Source organism: Streptomyces sp. PA03-5A (assembly GCF_033792725.1).
Classification (GTDB): Bacteria; Actinomycetota; Actinomycetes; order Streptomycetales; family Streptomycetaceae; genus Actinacidiphila.
In genome coordinates this window covers 59246-80229 of the sequence record NZ_JARAVL010000034.1, presented here as the reverse complement: position 1 = coordinate 80229, position 20984 = coordinate 59246, and the positions used below count along the sequence as shown (strand labels likewise).

The window sequence follows — 20984 nt, the reverse complement described above, 5'->3', positions numbered from 1 at the left end:
ACCACACTCAGCCGGATACGAAATGCGGTGGCCCGGTTGGTGGAACTGGGCGACGCCTCGGTGCACGGCTGATTTTGATCGTGCTCCGCCATCGTGCTGTGGCGGGTGGACACCCGCCGGCGTGCACCCATGGCGCTCGGGCGCTAGCGTCTCGTGATCCTGATTGTGTTACTTCGAGGTGTTATTGACGCGTTTCTTCGCGCTGGTCTGGACGAGTCGGACCTTGGCGAGGATCTCGTCGGCGGTGACGGTCCAGGTGAAGGGCTTCGCGTTCAGCGACAGTCGACGGGTCGGGTGTCACCGACTTGTCGTCCGCTGGAAGCGGCGAGGTGACGCATTCGCCGGTTTCGAGGTCGCAGTACCCCGCGACAGCGTCGGACAGCAACTCGAGGGGCTCGAGCGGATCGTACTTGTCACTCATCGTTTCTCCCACGCCGTGCGGATGGCATCCGCGTATGACCGAACGGTCCCGGCACCGGGGACGCCATAACGACCGGCGAGCACCACGAACGGGACGCCTGCAGCCCCCAGACGGAGCGCCGCCTGCTGGTCGCGGCGGACTTGGGCGGCGAACTGGTTCCCGGCCAGCACGGTGCGAACCTCATCCTCAGGGAGACCCACCACGACCGCTGAGGCAGTCATGGCGGCGTGGTCGTAGGTGTCCTGGCGGCCGCTGAACAGGGCGCGCTGCAACCGGCTCATGAGCTCATTGGCGACCCCGTGCTGCTTGGCCAGCTGGAGCAGCCGCAGCGCGTCGAAACTGCTGGCATGGATGCGCTCCATCTCGTACGGCAGCCCATCTTGATCAGCCATGACCTTCACGCGGCGATCCATCTCGAGCGCCCGCTCCAGGCTCACTCCCATCTTCTGGGCGGTGTAGCTCGCAATCCCGGCCGGCTCTTTCGGAGCTGAGGCGTCAAGTTCGAAGGTGTGCAACTCCAGCTCGATCTCGTCCTGGCGTCCCGACCGCGAGATCGCGGTCTCGAGGCGGTGCTTTCCGACGTAGCAGTACGGGCAGGCCACGTCTGCCCAGACGTCGATGTGCAATTTGTCGGTCTGTGCTGCCACCAGATCTCCTTCAGCGGTGCTGCTGCGGTCGTGGGTTCAGGTTTGTGGGGATTGCGATGAGGCGGGAGCCGGCGGTTCGGTGCTCCAGCCGCTGGAGGCCGTCCGGGATTCGTCGAAGTCGATGGCCGATGAGGTGCAGGGCGAGGTTGGGATCGACGGTTGCCGCATCTGGGGTTCGCGCAGCGTTCGACTTCGGGTAGCGCCGTGCGCGCTCGCGGTCCTGCCGCAAAGGGCACCGCAGGGGCCGGGCGGGGGGCATTCCGGAGGTGTCGGGTCCGTGCGCTGAGCGGCTCGGGCCCAGGGACGCCGTAGCGAAAGGTCCACCGTCGGCAGAGCCGTCAACCTCGCGGAGGCTGGTGTTTCAGGTCGAGGCCTTCGTGAGGACGCGTATGTCCTCGTCGGTGAGGGTGAGGTCCTGGACGGCGAGCAGTCCCGGGAGCTGTTCCAGGTTGCGGGCGCTGGCGATCGGGGCGACGACGGTGGGGCGGGTGAGGAGCCATGCGAGAGCGACGGTGGCGAGCTCGGCGCCGTGTGCCGCGGCGACAGTGTCCAGCGCATCGAGCACCGCGACGCCCCGCTCTGTCGACGCGTACCCGGCCGCGCGATCGGCGCGTGCGCTGTCGACGGTGATGCCAGGACGGTACTTGCCAGTCAGGAAGCCGGTGGCGAGCGAGAAGTAGGGCAGGGCGGAGAGGCCGGCGGCCTCGGCGGTGTCCTGGAGCGCGCCCTCGTAGGTGTCGCGGGAGACCAGGTTGTATTCCGGCTGGATCACCACGTACCGGGCGAGGTTCTCGCGCTCGGCGAAGTCGAGGGATGCCTGGAGCCGTTTCGCGGAGAGGTTCGAGGCGCCCACGGCGCGCACCTTGCCGGCCTTCACCAGGTCGTCCAGAGCTGTGACGATCTCCTCCACGGGCACGGACGGGTCGTCGTAGTGGGAGTAGTAGAGGTCGATGTGGTCAATGCCGAGGCGGCGCAGCGACTGCTCGGCCGCGGCCTTGATGTTGGACGCGGACAGGCCCTTGTAGTCCGGGTGCAAACCGACCTTGGTGGCCACTATGACCTTGTCGCGGTTGCCGCGTGCGGCCAGCCACTTGCCGATGACGGTCTCGGACTCACCGCCCTTGAGACCTTCGATCCAGGCCGAATAGACGTCGGCAGTGTCGAGGAAGTTGCCGCCGGCCGCGGTGTAGGCGTCGAGCACGGCGAAAGAATGCTTCTCTTCGGCCGTCCAGCCGAAGACGTTGCCACCGAGGGCGAGGGGGAAGACGGCGAGGTCGGACGTGCCAAGTTTGTGGAGTGCAGTCACGACGGGCATATCCTTTCGGCTCGTGAGGGTGCGGTGCTGGCGCGGCAGGTGGGACCAGTGGCGGAGGCGGTGCGGCGGGAATACGCATGGGTGCCCGGTAGCTTGCAGCCTGTGCACAAAACGACCGCGTCGACCGCGTTGGCACCTGGCGCGTAGGCCCACTGTGCAGGAGCGCGACGAGGGTTACAAAAGGCATGTCTATGTTCCTGAGGAACATCGGAAGGGTGTCATCAGTGAGCAACCATGAGGGCCAGGCGGCCTCCACTGGCGCGACGAGGGCGAACGTCGTGCGCCTCTCGGGCCCGTGCGAGCGCTGGGCGCAGGACGCGGACTTCATTCGCGAGATCCTCGACCTGGTGGGCGACAAGTGGAGCATGCTGGTCATCGGCGCCCTGGCCGACGGCGACGCTCGCTACTCGGACCTCGACACCGAGATCCCCGCCATCTCCCGGCGCATGCTCACCCTCACCCTCAAGCACCTTCAGCGCAGCGGGCTGGTCGAGCGCACCGCCTACGCGGAGGTGCCGCCCCGCGTCGTCTACTCCCTCACCAGCCTCGGCACCTCCCTGCTCTCCGCCATCGAGCACCTGGCCGCCTGGTGCGCCGAACAGCACACCGAGATCCGACGCCACCAGGACGCGTACGACACGAACGCCGCCACACGGAGTGCGTGACCGGCGTGAGGCGGAGTGGATCCCGTGCCACCGTGAAGTTTCGAAGATCACTTCCAGTGGTTGTTGAGCACGAGAGCGGCGCGGGCCATGTCGCCAATGCGGCTGGGGCCGAGGCTGATGTGCTCGAACGCACGCCAGCGTTCCTTGAGTTCGGCGGCGGTGCGCTCGCCGAGCGCTCGGATGTGCCTGATCAGCTCGTTCATCATGCGGGTATCGACGGGAAGGGCCTTCTCGGACTGGCCTTGGGGCGGCGGACCGGAACGCGGATGCCGATCCTGGCTCCGATGTAGCCCTTGTCCGCCAGGGTGGGCACGCCGTCAGCGGCGGCCTTGTGCAACGCGGGCAGCGCGTGCAGGCAGGCGACGGTGATGTCCGGGGTGGGGCCCGGCTCGACATCGGAGACTCATAGCGGGGTGCCGTCCGGAGCGGACAGGAATGGATGTTGCCGCCGAAGCTCTTGTGCTTCTGGCTGAAGCACAGGTCGTTGCCGTTCTCACGGACCCCGGAGGCCCAGCCGGATCTATGAGGGTGCCGTCCAGCACCACATGCGTCATGCTCTGGCGCGGCAGCGGTCCAACACCTCATGGGAGACCGGGGCTTGGTCGGCGGGGTCTTCGATGCCGTCGTGCAGATAGCGGTAGCCGGCGGCCTGGATGATCCCGACCTCCCGGGCCAGGCAGTGAACGCAGCCGCGTCACAGAACCAGCGCGGCACCAGCACCGCTTAACGGAACGAGCCCCGCGCCCGCGCGCCGCGCGAGGTAAGCCCTTGGTCGATTCGGGGCACGCACCGCACGATATTACTGTTCTCTGCCCGACCCGTCATTAGGCTACTACGCTGCCCGACTTTTGCGGGAATCCGGCATAGCTGTTCGTGAGCGTCGACACCCTATGACCGTGGCGCGCCTGCTCTTTTGATGGAGGGAATTGCAGCCTGAACCGTTAACGGATATCAGAATTGCGGCCTGGACTTGTCGAAATTGCTGGCGAACCTTCTGCTTCGCAGCTAAAGCCGAATCGGTCGACGGTGGTCGTACCGATCGCCTCAAGGCCGCAGAAGGGTGTACGGGGCGGGGATGGCCTTTGGAGTTGGATTGCTGTACGCCGATCCTTCTCCGGACCCGCACACGCGACATCCCTCACCAAAGCGCGCATAACGATGGCGTTCCAGACCAGCCCTGTGAGGGGTCCCGGCTCACGCGAGCCGGGACCCCTCCGAACGGGCGTGGACTACTGGTTGATGCGGCTCATGTCGGCGTACCGGTCGCCGACCGGTGCCGCCACCTCGGACAGCCGATCCAGCTGCTCGGCCGAGAGCACCAGCTCGTCCGCCACCACGTTCTGCTCCAGGTTGGCGACCCGGCGCGTGCCAGGGATGGGCGCGATGTCGTCGCCTTGCGCGAGCAGCCACGCGAGCGCAACCTGAGCGGGCGTCGCGCCGAGCTGCTTGGCGATGCCGTCCACCTGTTCCACGATCCGGATGTTCGCCTCCAGGTTGTCCCCCTCGAAGCGCGGGTTGGACCGGCGCCAGTCGTCGGCGTCGAACTGGTCGAGCGAGCGGATCGTACCGGTGAGGAAGCCGCGGCCGAGCGGCGAGTAGGGCACGAAGCCGATGCCGAGCTCGCGCACGGTGGGGAGCACTTCGGCGTCGGGGTCGCGCGTCCACAGCGAGTACTCGGTCTGGATGGCGGTCACCGGGTGCACGGCGTGCGCACGCCGGATGGTGGCGGGCGCGGCCTCCGACAGCCCGTAATGGCGGATCTTGCCTTCCTCGATCAGCTCGGAAAGCGCCCCGACCGTGTCCTCGATCGGCGTCTCAGGGTCTATCCGGTGCTGGTAGTAGAGGTCGATGTAGTCGGTGTTCAGGCGTCGCAGCGAGCCCTCGACCGCCCGCCGCACATTCTCGGGGGTACCGTTCAGCCCGAGGACCGGCTCACCGTTCTCCTCGGGCACGAGGTGGTTGATCTGACCGAACTTGGTGGCGATGACCACCTCGTCACGGCGGCCGGCGAACGCCTTGGCGAGCAGTTCCTCGTTCGTGTACGGACCGTAAATCTCGGCGGTGTCGAAATAGGTGACGCCCAGCTCCATGGCGCGGTGGATCGTGACGATCGACCCGGGGTCGTCGGTGCCGGCGCCGGTGTAGCCCCCGGACATACCCATGCAGCCGAGGCCCAGACGCGAGACCTCGAGCCCCTCGCCTCCCAGTGTGATCTTCTTCATGCGGATAGCCTTTCCTGATAGAGACCGATCTCGTATTCGATGGCGGCGAGGCTCGCCGTTTCCTTGAGCCCTTCCATTGCTGGGCATATCCCGGCAAGTGAGGGTGCGGCGCTTGCGCGGAGGTGTGAACAGTGCCGGAGGCGACGAGACGGGAATGCGCCGCCTGTAGTGCCCGGTGGTTTCCGCCCTGTGCGCAGAGAGTGATCGCTTCGACCGGTGTGTTGACGCCCGGTGCGTAAGTCCACTGTGCAGGAGCGCGACGATGGTTACAAAAGGTACTTTTATGTTCCTGAGGGGCACCGGAATTAGGCACCTTCGTGGATGGCGAAGACTGTGCCCCCTACCGAATCGCTGCGTAACGCGGCGGCATCCACAAGGCAATCCACCGCCTTCGTGATCTGCCACATCCACCATCCGCACGAGCAGGGTGGCCGGCCTCAGATGGCCCCGCGCCGACTGCCGAGTGCGGTAAGCCCGGTCATTTACGGTGCCGGTGCGGGGAACAGGGCGTCGCCCAGGTTCCCGGCCGCCCGTGCGTCTTGTGTACGGATAACGCCGGGTGGAGGGCCATCCCCTGCCCTCCACCCGGCACCGGAACGCTTCCGCTCGGAGCGTGCCGGGGATAGGGGGCTCAGGACGCACGGACCTCGACGGTGTCGGCAAGGGCGCTGAGTACCTGCCTGAGCTGCGCGACGGCTTCGGTGTCATCGGCCGGGTGGGTCTCGGCGAAGCGGGTCACCGAGCTGGGTATCGCCAGCTTGGCGTCCTCCAGGATCGTGGCGCCGGCGATACCCGCGGACTTGCGGGCGTCGTCCTGGGCCCACACCCCGCCGTATTGACCGAAGGCGGTACCGACGACAGCAGTCGGCGAACCCGCCAGGGCGCTGGAGCCGAACGGGCGGGACAGCCAGTCGATGGCGTTCTTCAGCACGGTGGGCATGGTGCCGTTGTACTCAGGGGTGACGAGCAGGAACGCGTCGGCGCGCGCGGCGCTCTCACGCAGGCGGGTGGCGGCGGCAGGACGCTGCTCGTCGGTGTCGATGTCCTCGTTGTAGAAGGGCACCTCGGCCAGGCCCTCGTAGAGGGTGACCTCGACGCCCTCGGGTGCGTGCTTGACGGCCGCCTCGGCGAGCTGAAGGTTGTGTGAGCCGGACCGTAGGCTGCCGACGAGGGCGAGGATGTGGACAGACATGGGTACTCCATACATAAACGTGCCGACGGAACAAATAAGCACCGCGAGAGGAGTGGATCTCGGTCCGCGGTAGCGAGCAGCGCTACTCGCGCATGGTCAAACCGCCGTCCACCGACAAGATCTGGCCAGTGATCCAACCGGACTCCGCAGACAGCAGGAAAGCGAGCATGGAAGCGAGGTCCTCGGGCTTGCCAAGGCGCGGGAGCGCGGTCTTCTCCAGCAGAGCCGCGCGAACCTCGGGGGGCGTGCCGGCACGGACGTTCTCCGTGAGGACGACCCCGGGGGCGACGGCGTTGCACCGGATGTTCACTTGGCCCCACGCCTGGGCAGTGTGGCGGGTGAGCGCGTGCAGGGCGATCTTGGATGAGGCGTACGCGGCGAGCGCCGATTCCCGCTGCCACGCAGCCAGGGAGGAGACGTTGACGATCGAGCCGCCACCCGCGGCGACCAGCTCGGGCAGGCTTTCGCGGATCACGAGCCCGGCGCCGGTGACGTTGATCCGCATCATCTCGGCCCACACGTCGGGGTCCATGGAGTCCACGCCCTGATCGCGGGCCATGAGGTCCGCGTTGACAGCGGCGGCGACGTTGGCGACGCCGTCGAGCCGCCCGAACCGGTCAGTGGTCTGGGCGACCAAACCGACGATGGAATCCTCGTCCCGAAGATCGAACTGGACCGTAAGCAGCCCATCGGCCGTTTCCGATGCCTGCTCGCGGATCCACGCGAGCTTCTCGACGCTGGTACCGGCCGCGGTCACTCGGGCGCCTTCGGCCAGCAGTCGCAGCACGGTGGCCGCGCCAATGCCCGATCCACCCCCTGTGACGATGAAGACCTTGCCCTTGAGCCCTTCCATTGCTGGGCACATCCTTTCGGCTTGCGAGGGTGCGGCGCCGACGCGGCAGGTCGGAACAGCGCCGGAGGCGATGAGGCGGGAATACACCTTTATGCGCGACAGTTACCGGTATGTGCAGGAAATGACCGCTTTGACCGCGTTGACGCCTGGTGCGTAGGGCCACTGTGCAGGAGCGCGACGAGGGTTACAAAAGGTACGTCTATGTTCCTGAGGAACATCGGAAGGGCGTCATCAGTGAGCAACCATGAGGGCCAGGCGGCCTGCACTGGCGCGTCGCGGGCGAACGTAGTGCGCCTCTCGGGTCCGTGTGAGCGCTGGGCGCGGGACGCGGACTTTATTCGCGAGATCCTCGACTTGGTGGGCGACAAGTGGAGCATGCTGGTCATCCGCGCCCTGGCCGATGGCGACGCCCGCTACTCGGACCTCGACACCGAGATCCCCGCCATCTCCCGGCGCATGCTCACCCTCACCCTCAAGCGCCTGCAGCGCAGCGGGCTGGTTGACCGCACTGCCCACGCGGAGGTGCCGCCCCGCGTCGTGTACTCCCTCACCAGCCTCGGCGCCTCCCTGGTCTCCGCCGTCGAGCACCTGGCCGCCTGGTGCGTCGAACAGCACGCCGAGATCCGACGCCACCAGGACGCGTACGACACGAACGCCGCCACACGGAGTGAGTGCCTGGCGTGAGGCGGAGGCTTGATGTCCGTGTGATCATTTTGCGGACTTCGGGCTGGTCAGCTGGTGGCGGCATGGGCTAGCTGTATTGATCATGAGCGTTGTTCACACTGGCCCGGGATTGATCATGGCGAAGACCTCCGGTGTGGTGGAGCTGTTTAGGACTGCACCACCCGGAGGTCTTCGTGCCCCTCCGTGATGCCCGGTTGACCGTTCATGTCAGGCGGTCGCTGGTCGAGCGTGTCTGCTCGGGTCGCCGTTGCGCATGTGGCCGCCGAAATGGGCATCTCCCACGCCACGGTCTGAACCGGCTGGCCCACCTGGACCGGCCCATCGGCCAGGTCATCCGCCGCTACGAACGCGACCGGCCCGGCAAACTGATCCACATCGACGTGAAGAAACTCGGCCGGATCCCCGACAGCGGCGGCCACAAGGTCCTCGGCCGCCAGGCTGGCCGGGCCCGACGCAGCAACATGGGCTTCGACTACGTCCACTCCGCCGTCGACGACCACAGCCGCCTCGCCTACCGCGAGATCCACACCGACGAGAAGGCCGACACCTGCGCTGGCTTCCTACGCCAGGCCACGGCGTTCTTCGCAGCGTCGGGTATTGGCGACGTCGAGCGGGTCCTGACCAACAACGACTGGCCCTACCGCAAGAGCTTCGCTTGGCAGCAGGCGCTCGCCGACCTCGGCGCGGCCGGCAAGGTCGAACGCTTCCACCGCACCCTGCTCGAGGAGTGGGCCCGGACGGCCGAGCGAAGGCTGGGTCTCGTGGCGGGACCGCGTTCTCGCTGCCAGTGTTTTGTTTGTTCGGTGCAGCCCGCGTGGTGCTGCCTGTCCTGTCGGGGTGGGGTAGCACCACGCGATGGTTCGATCACCGGACACGTCGCACCCTGAAGGGCCCAGAGCAGCGAGGACTCCGAGCACGACTAATGAACTTGAAAGCGTGATGTCGGTTGCTGGGATCAGGTGGTCACCGCTTGCGATTGGGGCTCCACTCGTAAGCTCCTGGTGCCGTCTCGATGACTTCGCGGGGCCAGGTCAGTCGGACCTGTTCCAGGCGCCCGCGATGCTCGGCGATCCAGTCTTCCTGGGGTCGGGTTCCCAGGGCTGTCGTAAGGCGGTCCGGGTCGCTGACCTGGATCGACAGCCAGCCGTCTTCGTGCACGTGGATGTCGAGGCTCAGGCCGCGGTCTCCGCCGATGCTGACCGTCTGGCCTGGTCCCAGGTTGGAGAGCTCCTGCTCCCAGGAGTCCAGGTCATGCTGGAAGAGGTAAAGGTCCAGCCGGGCATCGACGAAACTCGCGGAGACGAGCACGTCCGCGTGCAGAATGTCGTGGCCGGTCAGCACGCCCGGCTGGGACCGTCCTGTGACGCGCACGATACAGCGGTTCCCATCCGGATCGGCGAGGTGGATCAGATCCATCGGAGCAGGTTCCGTCATTGAGTTACTCGCTTTCGTGCGCTGGCGTGGGCTGCATCGTCTCCTATCGCCGGACGAGCGAAACAGTCGTGCCCAGCCCTGGAGAGTCACGTGCCCAGGGGCCAAGCCGGTGCCGGTAAGACAGCCGTCGATCACGTCTGGCCGGTACTGGAGCTTCTTGAGCCGATCCTTGACCGCGCGGGTGACTTGACCAAGGCTGGCGGCGGCAAGGTTGCCGATGTCGCGCTTGACCAGGGACCACACGCCCTCGGTTGGGTTGAGGTCGGGCGCGTAGGTGGGCAGCTGAACGACGGTAAGCCACTCGGCGTTCGCGTCGATGAACTCGCGCAGCGGCTTCGTCAGATGCAGTCGGACGTTGTCCCAGATCAGCACGATTGGGCCACCCAACTGGATGCGGGCCCGGACGATCAGATCACGGAAATCGCGCCAGCCGAAGCCCTTCGGCTGGTCCTTGCGCCCGGTGTACTCCCGGACCGCATAGAACAGCCGGGACCGCTCACCAGGCTTGTAGCAGGTCATGCCCACCATCGACACTCGCCCGGACCCGCAGCCGCGCACCCGCACCACCGGTGTGCAGCCCCGGCGGCCCCAGGTCCTGGCACGCGGCGGAGTCATCGACTGCCCGGCCTCGTCCTCAAAGACGATCCAGGCCCCCCGCTCCGCCGCGATGCTCTTACCCGCGGCCATGTCTCCTTCTTCCAGACTTCGACCGAGGTGTCGTCACGCTCGATGGCCCTCCGGGCAGGCTGCTGCCACGACCAGCCATGCCGCTTGAGCAGCAGCCATGTGCCCTCGACCGTGTACGAGACGTGGAACAGGCGACCGATCAGTGTCTTTATCCGAGCCAGGGTCCACCGCTGGTCCACCCAGCCGTGGATCAGCGGTCCGCGCTCCAACTCCCTTTCCAACCGGGCGATCTGCGTATCACTGAGCCTCGGTCGGCCCGGGGATCCCTTCGACAGGACGCCAGCCTTCCCACGCTCGCGCCACTGGCGACGCCACCGCTCCACGGACCGCTCGCTGACCCGCAGCGCGGCAGCGATCTCCCGATTCTTCTGCCCGCCCTCGAAGCGTTCCACGGCCTGCAGCCGAATCCGCTCCCGGGCGGCCCTCCCGGCGTCGGTCAGCCCGCCGCCCTGCGCGTATCTCACAGTCCAGGGCTACCGGAACGGCCCTCCCACCGTCAGGCGAACGGCTCCGACATCACCCAATCAAGTTCAGTAGCCACCTGCAGAGCCCACTCTCTGCCGGGGACCTTCTCCTGGCCTCATGCTGTGGCTACACCACGAGATCGGCAGTCCCTTGGGATATGGCCCTTGCCACCCTCCCGGGCCAATCCAGTGGCTATTTGTCTAGCCGCATTCGATGCTGCTCTCATAATCATTCCTGCTCCTCGATTTCGCAGCATGGCCAAGCACACATGACCGAGGGCCTCGAAGTCCGTTTCCCCTCCGGACTTCGAGGCCCTCACCCGAGATAGTCATGAAGCCTCGTGCAAGGGCAACGCGTACAACGCTGCCGGGATCAGGGCTGGCTGTCGTCGGCCTCGGAAAGGGCGAGTTGGCGCCAGCCGGGCGAGGTGTTGACGATGCGGCTGCGCCACCGAAGCGCGTACCGCTTGCAGTTCTGGCATTTTGCAGCTCGGTGAGTGCAGCCGGACATGCGCTCGCCGTAGCGGGCGCCAGTGCTCCAGGCGAGAGAGTCGGCGGAGACCAGCAGGTGGCCGTAGGCACTGATTCCCAATGGTGTTTGTCAAGGACTTCGGTGACGCTGGGCGATCAGGTCACGCCGCTGTGCGGCCATGTTGGGGTGGCTCGGTGGTGAAGGTCCGTTGGTCTCGGATGAGGGCCCAGAGGACATCAAGGCGGCGCCGGGCGAGCGCGAGAATCGCCTGTTTGTGGGTTTTCCCCTCGCTTCGTTTGCGCTGGTAGAAGGCCTGTGAGGTGGGGCAGCAGCGGGCGGCGACCTGGGCGGAGAGGTAGAACACGCGTAGCAGGCGGCGGTGGTAGCGGTGTGGCCGGCGCATGTTGCCGCTGATCCTGCCCGAGTCTTTGGGCACGGGTGCGAGGCCCGCGACACCGGCAAGCCGGCCGGAGCTGCCGAAGGCGTCCATGTCGCCGCCGGTGCAGGCGATGAATTCGGCGCCGAGCAGGGTGCCGATGCCGGGCATGCTGGTGATCACCGCGGCGTGCTGGTGCTGACGGAACCGGGCCTCGATCGCCGCGTCGGTGCGGGCGATCTCCTCGTCCAGGGCCATCACCGCCCGTGCGAGGGTGTGCACCATGGCGGCTGCCGTCCTCTCGCCGGGAACCGCGGTGTGCTGAGCCTGGGCCGCCTCGACCGCGGCGGCCGCCACCGCTTCGGCGTTGCGAAGCTTGCGGTTCGACAGCCAAGTGGCCAGCCGTGACCGGCCGATGCGGCGGAGTGCTGCGGGCATCTGATAGCCACTCAGCAGGACGAGTGCGGCTTTGGAGGTGCTGTAGTCGAAGGCACGTTCCAGGGCCGGGAAGTACTCCAGGATCTGCGCGCGGAGCCGGTTGATCGCCCTGGTGCGGTCGGCGGTCAGGTCGTAGCGGCGGGCGGTGAGGATCCGCAGGTCTATCGCGATGTCGTCCCACTCCTGCAAAGGCTGCAGGTCGCGGCGCATCCGGGCCTGGTCTGCGATGACGTAGGCGTCCTTCGCGTCGGTCTTGCCGTCCCCGCGGTAGGAGCCGGAGGCGTGGTGGACCGTCCTGCCCGGGATATAGAAGAGTCGCTGCCCGTGTCCGGTCAGCAAAGCGATCAACAGCGCGGCCCCGCCGGCGTTCAGGTCGACTGCCCAGGTCACCGCATCACCGTCGGCCAGGTCCAGCACGTCACTCATCAGTTCCAGCAGCTCGTGCTCGTCGTTCGACACCCGACGCGACAGGACCTTCACCCCGTCCCCATCGATCACCGGGCAGTGGTGCTCGGCCTTTCCCGCGTCCGTTCCCGCCCACAGCTCGGGCACCGGCCTCTCCCCTCGTCGAAACGTGTACTGGTCCCTGCGGACGACCACGCCGACGTGTCCCTACGAAGCGACTGTTCGCGCATCCCAATCAGTGGCCGTGTCGTCGCGGGGCCTCGGGCGGCCAATCAGTGGAAGCCACACCAGTGGCATGAGCCTTTTGAGCCACACCCGAAACCCCTGGGCCTCCCGATCCTACGAATGACCAGGATGAAGCCCACGAACAAGGTAGGGAGGCTTTTCCAACCTCAGCTCGGCGTTGCCAGGTGAAGGGCGAGTACGGCCTTGATCAGGTCAGTGACGCGGGTGGTGCTGCAGCGGAGCTTGCGCAGCAGCCGCCAGGACTTCAGGGTGGCCATCGCCTGCTCGCCGACCGCGCGGATCTTGGCGTGGGTGACGTTGACGTTTTTTTGGCCTGCGGAGAGCTTCTCCCAACGGCCGTGGTAGGGGACACGCACGGTGCCCCGGCGCCCTGGTACCCCTTGTCCGCCCAGCACCGGACGTCGGCCTCGGCCAGGGCGTCGATGACGCCGTGGGTGCGGGCGGCTTTGATGTCGTGGACCGCGCCGGGTAAGGCGGGTGAGGCCCACAGCAGGCGCCCGAACGGGTCGGTGATGACCTGGACGTCCATGCCGTGCTTCTTGTGCTTCCCGGAGTAGTACGGGCGGTCGGCGGCGATGCGGTCGATGGGCAGCAGGGTGCCGTCGAGGATGACGAACGCCTTGCGTGCGGCGGTCCGGGCGGCCGTGGCAAGGTCGGGGGCGACGGCGGCCAGGACCTCCACCGCCTCGGTGACGTAGCGGTAGACGGTGGCGATCCCGACACCGAACCCGGCCGCGAGCTGAGCGTAAGTGTGCCCGCACCGCAGATGGGCCAGGACCAGCAGGGCCTGCCGGTCCGCGGGGAGCCTGCGCCACCGCGTGCCACACTCACGGCGTCGGGTGGCCAGCAGGCGGGAGAGGTACCGCAGGGTCGAGGTGGACAGATCGATCCCCGATGGGTAGACAAGCACGTGAAGCTCCGGGCGGGACAGGTTGCTCTTGGTCGAAAATCCATCTACCAGGGGCTTCACCCTTGTGTCAGGCCAACTCCGAGACAAGGGAAGCAGGTTGGAAATGCTGACTGAGTGGACGTCTCATTTCTAACGTTCCGCGGAGCACGGTCTCCAGTCACGAAGCCCCGTGACGCCGGGCCGCCTCACCGGGTGCGGCGACACTGCAGGCCGCGGTGACGCCGGGGAACGTCCGTCCGGCGCCGCGCCCGGCCCTTTCGTTACGCCACCTTCGGCCTGCTCACGTCCGGACGTCGCGGCACGGGACGGTGCCGGACCTCAGCCGGCTGCGAAGAAGTCGAGGTAGGCCTGGGCCAGAGCGGTCGGGTTCTCCAGCGCGATGTTGTGACCGGCCGCGGGGATGACGACGCCGTGGACGTCGTCGGCCACTTGCGCCATCTGCTGTGCTACCGCTTCCCCGAGGTATTCCTCGGCTCCGACGGCCAGGACCGGGCAGCTGAGCGGGTCGGCGTAATGCGGGCGGTTCTGTTCGGCGTCGGTCTGCCGGGCGCGGTACATCTCCAGGATGGCCCTGGTGCCGCCCGGCTGCTCGGCCGAGTGCACGATCTCGTTGACGTCTTCCTCGGCCAGCGCGCTGGGGTCCCACATCTGGCGGCGGGCGTAGTACGTCCAGAAGGACCGTTCCCGTCCGGCCAGCAGCAGTTCGGGGATGTGCGGCAGGCTGAAGAAGCTGAAGTGCCAGCCGGTGCGGCCGTCGTCGGGGGCGAGCGAGGGGTCGGGGCCGCCGCCCGGCATTCCCGGGCCGACCGGAAGTCCCGGCAGGAGCGTTTCCTGGAAGACCAGTTGCTGCACCCGGGGCCGGTGGAAGGCGGCGACGGCATAGGCGATGGCCGCGCCCCAGTCTTCGCCGGCGACGCGGAACCGGTCGAAGCCGAGGTGGGTGGCGAGTGCGGCGACGTCGGCGGCCATCGTGGAGGTGTCGTAGCCGCGCAGGGGGCGCTGGGAGCCGCCGGCACCCCGGTTGTCGAGCACGATGACGGTGTAGTGCGGGGTCAGCAGCGGTACAACGTGACGCCAGTAGGCCATGGTCTTCGGCACGCCGTGCACCAGGAACACCGGCTCGCCGGTGCCGCCGATCGCGTAGTGGATCTCCACACCGTTGACCTTGGGCTTGCCGTGTGTGAGCCGGGCTCCGGCGTGGTCAGTGAGGTTCACCTCAGTGACCTCCTTCTTCTTCTTCTTCTCATGGGCTGTGCAGGCGCAGACCGTGTGGCGGATCTTCCGGAGCGGCGTTTCTTCGCCGCCGTCCAGCCGGTGTCCGCGGTCGGCGTGAAAGCTTCACCCCCATGCAACCGCGCCTCCATCGCCGCTGATGTCGCATGCGTCGTGCTTTCCCCAGATGGAGTCCATCTGACGATCAGATGGTGGCAGCGCGGGCGCCTCCGCAGCCGCGCCGCTCCCGGGTCGGCAGGGCTGCGGTCGCCGACGGGCTGCGGGTCAGCCGCCCGCCGAGCGGACGCGCAGCAGCTGATCGGCGAACCGCGCTGCTGCCGGGCTGGTCTCGCCCGCTGGGGGCAGCATCAGGTGGATGTGTCGCTCCAGACGCACGCCCTCGACCTCGACGAACCGCAGGACGCTGTCCGGGGCGGTCAGCACCGGGTACTGCAGGCCGGTCGGAGCGAAGCCGATGCCGACGCCCGCGCCGACCAGTTCGAGGAACAGTTCCCAGTCGCCGACCTCACAGACGACCCGGCGCTGGATCCCCTCGGTGGCGAACGCGGCGTCACTGAGCAGGCGGGCCGTCCACCGCGGGGGCACCTCGACGAACCGCTCGTCGGCCAGTTCCACGATGGTGACGTCGGACCGCTCCGCCAGGCGGTGATCGGCACGGCAGACGAGGCGCAGCGGCTCCCGCGCGAGGCCGGTCATCCGGATGCCGGGGACCCGGTCGACGGCGGGTCCGATCACACAGTCCACCTCTCCGGTCCCGATCATCGAGATCATCGTCAGCGCGGGCCCGTACTGGAGGCGCAGGTCGATACCGGGGTGATCGCGGGTGAACTCGCCGAGGTAGGAGGCGAACGGCACCAGATGCTGGGCGGAGAGCCCGACGCCCAGACGCAGGGTGCCGATGAGCACGTCACGGGTGTGGTGCACGGCCTCTTCCGCCTGCGTGGCGCTGATCACGGTCCGGCGTGCCGGGCCGACCAGGGCTTCGCCGGCTGCGGTGAGCCGGACCGGCCGGGTCCCGCGGACATAGAGGGGGGTGCCGAGTTCGCGTTCGAGGGCCTGGAGCGAGTTCGACAGGCCCGATTGCACGATGAGCTCTCGCTTTGCGGCGCGGGTGACGCTGCGTTCATCGACCAGCGCCAGAAAGTGCCGTAGCTGTCGGAGTTCCATCGGCCGCCGCCTCCAGGACTGCATTGCAGTGCATCCGGACAGTTCCATCTGTCGGACAGATGCAGCTTATCTCCGCACGCTGCCGCCGGATCGCCATCGACGTTCCGACCGGCGTGGTTGACACCGACGAACCAGTAAGGAACACCATCAAGGACAGGGGATTCGCCCATGCCGGACCACTCGGCGAAGCACGACGTGCCTCAACCCGCCGGAGGCGGATCGCAGCGGGCCGCGTTCGTCGTCGCACTGATCTGCGCCGCCCAGTTCGTGCTGCAACTGGACTTCAGCATCGTGAACGTGGCGCTGCCGTCGGTTCAGAGGGAGCTGGGCATGCCCGCGGCGCAGTTGCAGTGGATCGTCACCGGTTACGCGCTGTCCTTCGGGTCACTGCTGCTGCCGGGCGGCCGCCTGGCGGACCTGCTCGGCCGACGGCAGGTGCTGACCGTCGGCCTTGCCCTGTTCGGGATCGCGTCGCTGGCCTGCGGGCTCGCGCAGTGGCCGATCATGCTGATCGCCGCCCGGATCGTGCAGGGCGCGGCCGGGGCGATGGTCTCCCCGGCCGCGCTGTCGCTGCTGACGACGACCAGTGCGGAAGGGGCAGCGCGCCACCGGGCGCTGGCGATCTGGCAGGCCACCACCGCGGCGGGCGCGACCGCCGGGATCGTGGCCGGCGGGCTGCTCACCCAGTACTTCGGCTGGCGGGCTGTCTTCCTGATCAACCTGCCGGTCATCGCCGTCATCCTTGCGCTGGTCCCGCGCCTGCCGGCCGGGAAGCGGTCCGGCGGCGGCAGCCTCGACGTGCGCGGGGCACTGCTGGTGACCACCGGCATCGCGGCGCTGATCTTCGGCCTCAGCAGCGGACAGCAGCACGGCTTCACCACGCCCGCCACCCTCATCGCTCTCGCCCTGGCGGTACTGCTGACCACGGGCTTCGTGTGCGCCGAGAAGCGGTCGACGGCTCCGATGCTGCCCCTGCCGATCCTGGCGGAGCCGGCCCGGCGGGCCGCGATCGCTGCCATGCTGCTGATCGGCGCCATCCTGGCCGGCTACGTGTACTTCGCGTCGCTCTACCTGCAGAAGGTGCTGGGGTTCAGCCCGGTGACGACCGGCCTGGCACTGGCCCCGTCGACCGTGACCGTGGTACTCGTCTCCACCTTCGGTACCCGCCGGCTGCTGACCCGGTTCAGCATCAAGACCGTGCTGCTGGCCGGGCTGGCCTGCATGGGCGCCGGGCAGCTGTGGCTCGCCCAGATCACCGCCGGGGCCGACTACCCGGCGGCCGTACTGCCCGGCCTGATACTGACCGCGGCCGGGGTCGGGCTGGCACTGCCGACCGCGTCGATCGCGATCACCAGCGGGGTCCAGGCCCGCGACCAGGGACTGGCCGGGGCGCTGTTCACCACCAGCCAGCAGACCGGCGCCGCGGTCGGGCTGGCGATCCTCGCCGCCGCCGCGGCCTCCACCGGCCACAGCGGCTCTCCGGTGGACGGCTACCGCCTGTCGTTCCACATCGCGACCGCTCTCGCGGTCCTCGCCACGATCATCGTCGCGCACCAGCTCGGCTCGACACCCCGCCGCCTCGAACCCCAATGCCGGCAGCCCGGCCTGACGGAACGCCCAATGCGCGGACCGCGGCGCAGCTCGACGAGAGGTGACAGGACCGACTGAACGGGGCGTCCATCTCCTGTACGGCGGGGGCCGTCTCGGGCTGATGGGCGCTGTCGCCGACGCCGCGCTGAGCATGCTTCTGGTCTCCCAGCTGTCCCATAGGTGGGGCAGCCGCTGGACCACGGGGGGGGAAGGTGGTGTGGGCGGAACAGGATCTGCCCAAGGGCAGCTGAATGTCCGGGCTCGGGTGGCGGCCGATCCGGGATCGGTCCGGGACGCCGCGCCGTCAGGCGTTGTCCGGCGTTGGGGTCATGTCCTGGGTGCCGACGACGGAGAGCAGCCGGAGCGCGTTGTGGGAGAGGCTGCCGCGCTCGGCGGTGAAACACACCAGGAACTGGTCGCGCATCGGCACGGCGAGGGTGTCGCAGTTCAGCTGCAGGGTGCCGACCAGGGGGTGCTGCATGGTCTTGCGGTGGTGGGCACCGCTTTCCACGTGATGGCCGTCCCACAGCTCGGCGAACTCGGTGCTCTGCTTGTGTAGTGTGCCGACCATGGTGCGGATCCGCGGGTCGGAGGGGTACCGGCCGGCGGCGGCGCGCAGGTGGCCCACCGCGAGGCGGCCGAACTCCTTGGCTCCGGTCATGCCGTAGTGCCGTGAGGCGGGATCGGGATGCAGGAAATGGCGGAGGATGAGATTGCGCCGGGCCGGTGGGACGGCGGAGAAATCCTCGAACAGTGCCGTGGCGAGTGAGTTCCAGGCGACGACGTCGTAGCGGGCATTGACGACGAATGCCGCGATCTCGGTCATGTGCTCCAGCAGGTTCAGCACCGAGTCCGGCACGTCCGAGCGTGGTCCCGTCGGCGACTCCGGTGCGACGCCCGCGAGTTCGAAGAGGTGGGCGCGTTCGTCCGTACCCAGGCGCAGGGCGCGGGCCAGTTCGCTCAGGATACGGCGGGAGGGGCTGGAGCCGCGTGCTTGCTCCAGGCGCGCGTAGTACTCGACGGATATGTGCGCGAGCCGGGCCACCTCTTCGCGGCGCAGTCCGGGTGTCCGCCGCGCGGTGCCCGCCGGCAGGCCGACGTCCTGGGGTTGCAGCCGTTCCCGCATGGTGCGCAGGAATTCGGCCAGGTCATTGCGGTCCATGCACGCCAGTATCGCTCTCGCCGAGCACGTTGCCAGGTACAGACTGGGCGTGGATGGTCCGGGCGCCGGCCTGCGGAAGGCACCAAACCCGATCCGCGGCACGCCTCGCCGGCCGGCTCGACGCCGTGCTGAGGTGTGCCGCGGATCGGTGCACTAGGGGTGGATCTGCGAGCCGTAGCCGAGGTCGAGACGGATCGACTCCAGGATCACCAGGGTGCTGCTCGTGGTGAAGACGTCCGCGGCGGCCAGCACGCCTGTGTACTTCGCGATGACGGGTGCGGCGGCGTAGTCGGTCACGGCGTCCAGGTAGGTCTTGACCGCGGCCCAGGTGTTGGCGCCGTATTTCGCGAAGTACGGCGTGGGATCGACGGTGGCGAGGGCGGTACGGGCGCCGGCGGCGATGTCCGCGACGTACCGCTGGTGCAGGATCACGTCGTCGCGGTTGCCGAGCCGGCCCAGGTGTCCCGCGATGTAGTGCTTCCAGGGGTAGGACAGCGCGGTGGCCGGGGCGGCCATGAATCCGGGGATGTCCTCGCTGACGTTGAGGTTGTAGATGGGCACCCAGCCGGGCAGCGCTATGTCGACGAGCATCAGCGTGTCGTGGTCGGGCAGGTGGATGTAGGTGTTGTCCGGGCTGTGGTTGGTGCCGTGCCAGGCCAGCTTGACGCGCTCCCCGCCGACGCGGAGCGTGTGGTGGTCCTGGAAGGTGACGTCGGGCGCCGGCCGCGTCGGATCGCCGTCCCGCAGCAGCAACCGCTTGGTCTCGGTGTGACCGATGCGTGTGACGTGCCGGCCGAACAGGGAGGAGGCGCCCAGGTGGTCGGCGTGGTGGTGCGAGTACACCAGGTGCGTCACCTCGCGGGAGACGCCGTTGTCGACGGCGACCCGGTCGATGGCCCGCTGCAGGATGTGGCCGATGCTCGGGGGAGCGTCGAAGAGTACGACGCCGTCGCGGGTCGTGAGGAACGCCGCCTGGTAGGTGCCGTCGGTGACCCAGTACAGGTTCCGCTCCACCCGCCCGACGTAGTAGCCCTGTTCGTTGAGGGCCGGGCCGAGCGCGGACTCGGGGACGGGGGCGTAGTCGGGCAGGGCGGCGGCCGCGGCCGCCGCGGGCTGGGCAAGCGTGCCGGTCGCCAGCGCAGCGACCGACGGGGCGGCCGCGACTGCGGCGGTGCGGGCGAGGAACGACCGTCGGCTGGTGGAGGAGTCGGACGTGGACATGCTTCTCTCCGGTGAAGGTGGGGGGCGCGCTGCCGGCGGCAACGCGGTGGTGGTGGTCTCAGCCGACGGTGAGGGCGTCCTTGTGGGCGGTCAGCCATTCGCGGAAGGTCTGCACACCCGGGTGCAGGTCCCGGACGAGGCCCAGGTCGCGGGCTCCCGTGAAGGCCCCCGCCGCCTCGGTGTAGTACTGGAACATGTTGCCAATCTCCGCGGCGGCGGGAATGCCCAGCTCACGGAACTGGTCGTGGGTGAGCGGGCGGTAGACCACCGGCTCGCCGTACAGCTCGGCGAACGCCGAGGCCAGCTCCTCGCCGGTCAGATGCTCACCGGCGATGCCGACCGTCCTCCCGACGAACTCCTCACCACGGCCGAAGATCGCCAGTGCCACCCTGCCGATGTCCTCCGCGGCGATCCCGGCCAGCGCGCTCCCGCCCATCGGCAGGCTCAGCACCAGATCCCTGGAGTCGTCGCGACGCGGGGCGAAGCCCTGCAGGAACGCCTCCCAGTAGAACGTGGTGCGCAGCAGCGTCGTCGGCACGCCGAGGTCGATGAAGAACCGGTCCGCCTCGGCCTTCGCGTCGAAGTGCGGAACGGTGTATGCCCCGTCGAGCAGGGGCACGCGCGCCTCGGCGACCGGGAAGTGGGCGCGGGTGTCCTCCAGTGTCGACCAGACCACATGCCGCAGCGCCGCGTCCTTCGCAGCCCGCGCCGCATTGCCGGCCTGCGCCAGCTCCGTCTCGGCGGACATGCCCTCCCAGTAGTTCGTCACCACGTACGCGCCGTGCGCGCCGTCGAACGCCCGGCGAAGGCTCCCCTCGTCGCCGAGGTCGGCCTCGACGACCTCCGCGCCGCGCCCGGCCAGAGCACGCGCCTTGTCCGAATCCGCGTCACGGGTGATCGCCCGGACCGCGAACGGGCCGTCCGGCTCCGCGAGGATGGCGCGGGCCAGTCCGCCACCCTGCGCACCCGTGGCCCCGAGCACCGCGATGATCTTCTTCTGCGACATTGCCGATCACTCCGCATCGTGTGAACGCGACGGGCTCCGCTGCCCTGTCACGACTCGATGGTGCGAGCACTCCGGACGGCCAACCAGGCACGGATTGGGCGAGGCTCATGGCGGACCGGCGCGCCCGGTGGTCGACCGCCGGCGGGGAGGTCACCGGCGTCCTGCCTGCCTTCC

At 68.3% G+C, this 20984-nt stretch carries 16 protein-coding genes and 4 pseudogenes; 4 read left to right on the top strand and 16 right to left on the bottom strand.

Annotated elements, in window-relative coordinates:
* Positions 1 to 417 precede the first annotated feature (417 nt).
* Both PV410_RS33960 and PV410_RS33955 read right to left on the bottom strand, forming a co-directional pair.
* Positions 418 to 1068, bottom strand: coding sequence for a DsbA family oxidoreductase (locus PV410_RS33960; protein ID WP_500329678.1), 651 nt, complete (start codon positions 1066 to 1068; stop codon positions 418 to 420).
* Positions 1069 to 1429: 361 nt separating this feature from the next.
* The gene (locus tag PV410_RS33955) at positions 1430 to 2374 is read right to left on the bottom strand and encodes an aldo/keto reductase (RefSeq protein WP_500329677.1); all 945 of its coding nucleotides are present in this window, start codon (positions 2372 to 2374) and stop codon (positions 1430 to 1432) included.
* 233 nt (positions 2375 to 2607) lie between these two features.
* On the opposite strand from PV410_RS33955, the gene PV410_RS33950 reads away from it, so the two are divergent.
* A complete protein-coding gene (locus tag PV410_RS33950; protein ID WP_500329675.1) occupies positions 2608 to 3048 on the top strand; it encodes a winged helix-turn-helix transcriptional regulator in 441 nt (146 codons plus the stop codon).
* A gap of 47 nt (positions 3049 to 3095) precedes the next feature.
* Here PV410_RS33950 and PV410_RS33945 read toward each other — a convergent pair whose 3' ends face one another.
* The 4 genes from PV410_RS33945 to PV410_RS33930 form a co-directional block, all read right to left on the bottom strand.
* Entirely contained in the window at positions 3096 to 3254 is a 159-nt protein-coding gene (locus PV410_RS33945; RefSeq protein ID WP_500329673.1) for a hypothetical protein, read from the bottom strand.
* A gap of 1023 nt (positions 3255 to 4277) precedes the next feature.
* Positions 4278 to 5270 carry an aldo/keto reductase gene (locus PV410_RS33940; protein WP_500329671.1) on the bottom strand — a complete coding sequence of 331 codons (993 nt, stop codon included), beginning with the start codon at positions 5268 to 5270 and terminating at the stop codon, positions 4278 to 4280.
* 631 nt (positions 5271 to 5901) lie between these two features.
* A complete protein-coding gene (locus tag PV410_RS33935; protein WP_500329669.1) occupies positions 5902 to 6462 on the bottom strand; it encodes an NAD(P)H-dependent oxidoreductase in 561 nt (186 codons plus the stop codon).
* Between the two features lie 82 nt (positions 6463 to 6544).
* A complete protein-coding gene (locus PV410_RS33930) occupies positions 6545 to 7315 on the bottom strand; it encodes an SDR family NAD(P)-dependent oxidoreductase (RefSeq protein ID WP_500329667.1) in 771 nt (256 codons plus the stop codon).
* 357 nt (positions 7316 to 7672) lie between these two features.
* On the opposite strand from PV410_RS33930, the gene PV410_RS33925 reads away from it, so the two are divergent.
* Entirely contained in the window at positions 7673 to 7999 is a 327-nt protein-coding gene (locus tag PV410_RS33925) for a winged helix-turn-helix transcriptional regulator (RefSeq protein ID WP_500329665.1), read from the top strand.
* Between the two features lie 275 nt (positions 8000 to 8274).
* Positions 8275 to 8733, top strand: a pseudogene (locus PV410_RS33920) (DDE-type integrase/transposase/recombinase); the annotation flags it as partial.
* A 229-nt stretch (positions 8734 to 8962) separates the two neighbouring features.
* Here the strand turns inward: PV410_RS33920 and PV410_RS33915 are convergent.
* From PV410_RS33915 to PV410_RS33885, 7 genes and pseudogenes are all read right to left on the bottom strand, one after another.
* Positions 8963 to 9403, bottom strand: a pseudogene (locus PV410_RS33915) (DUF5959 family protein); the annotation flags it as partial.
* A 132-nt stretch (positions 9404 to 9535) separates the two neighbouring features.
* Positions 9536 to 10584, bottom strand: a pseudogene (locus tag PV410_RS33910) (IS630 family transposase); the annotation flags it as partial.
* A gap of 373 nt (positions 10585 to 10957) precedes the next feature.
* Positions 10958 to 11176, bottom strand: coding sequence for a deazapurine DNA modification protein DpdA family protein (locus PV410_RS33905; RefSeq protein WP_500329663.1), 219 nt, complete (start codon positions 11174 to 11176; stop codon positions 10958 to 10960).
* Between the two features lie 40 nt (positions 11177 to 11216).
* A complete protein-coding gene (locus PV410_RS33900; protein WP_500329661.1) occupies positions 11217 to 12422 on the bottom strand; it encodes an IS110 family RNA-guided transposase in 1206 nt (401 codons plus the stop codon).
* Positions 12423 to 12667: 245 nt separating this feature from the next.
* Positions 12668 to 13431 (bottom strand): annotated as a pseudogene (locus tag PV410_RS33895) (transposase family protein).
* A 318-nt stretch (positions 13432 to 13749) separates the two neighbouring features.
* Positions 13750 to 14646: an alpha/beta fold hydrolase gene (locus tag PV410_RS33890; protein ID WP_500329659.1), complete on the bottom strand. Its 897-nt coding sequence runs from the start codon at positions 14644 to 14646 to the stop codon at positions 13750 to 13752.
* A gap of 282 nt (positions 14647 to 14928) precedes the next feature.
* On the bottom strand, positions 14929 to 15831 hold the full coding sequence (locus PV410_RS33885) for a LysR family transcriptional regulator (protein WP_500329658.1): 903 nt from the start codon (positions 15829 to 15831) through the stop codon (positions 14929 to 14931).
* Positions 15832 to 15999: 168 nt separating this feature from the next.
* On the opposite strand from PV410_RS33885, the gene PV410_RS33880 reads away from it, so the two are divergent.
* A complete protein-coding gene (locus PV410_RS33880) occupies positions 16000 to 17499 on the top strand; it encodes an MFS transporter (RefSeq protein ID WP_500329656.1) in 1500 nt (499 codons plus the stop codon).
* A 226-nt stretch (positions 17500 to 17725) separates the two neighbouring features.
* Here PV410_RS33880 and PV410_RS33875 read toward each other — a convergent pair whose 3' ends face one another.
* From PV410_RS33875 to PV410_RS33865, 3 genes are all read right to left on the bottom strand, one after another.
* Positions 17726 to 18583 (bottom strand): helix-turn-helix transcriptional regulator, encoded by an 858-nt coding sequence (locus PV410_RS33875; protein ID WP_500329655.1) that lies wholly within the window; start codon positions 18581 to 18583, stop codon positions 17726 to 17728.
* Positions 18584 to 18736: 153 nt separating this feature from the next.
* The gene (locus tag PV410_RS33870; protein WP_500329653.1) at positions 18737 to 19804 is read right to left on the bottom strand and encodes an MBL fold metallo-hydrolase; all 1068 of its coding nucleotides are present in this window, start codon (positions 19802 to 19804) and stop codon (positions 18737 to 18739) included.
* Between the two features lie 58 nt (positions 19805 to 19862).
* On the bottom strand, positions 19863 to 20810 hold the full coding sequence (locus PV410_RS33865; RefSeq protein ID WP_500329652.1) for an NmrA/HSCARG family protein: 948 nt from the start codon (positions 20808 to 20810) through the stop codon (positions 19863 to 19865).
* Positions 20811 to 20984 lie beyond the last annotated feature (174 nt).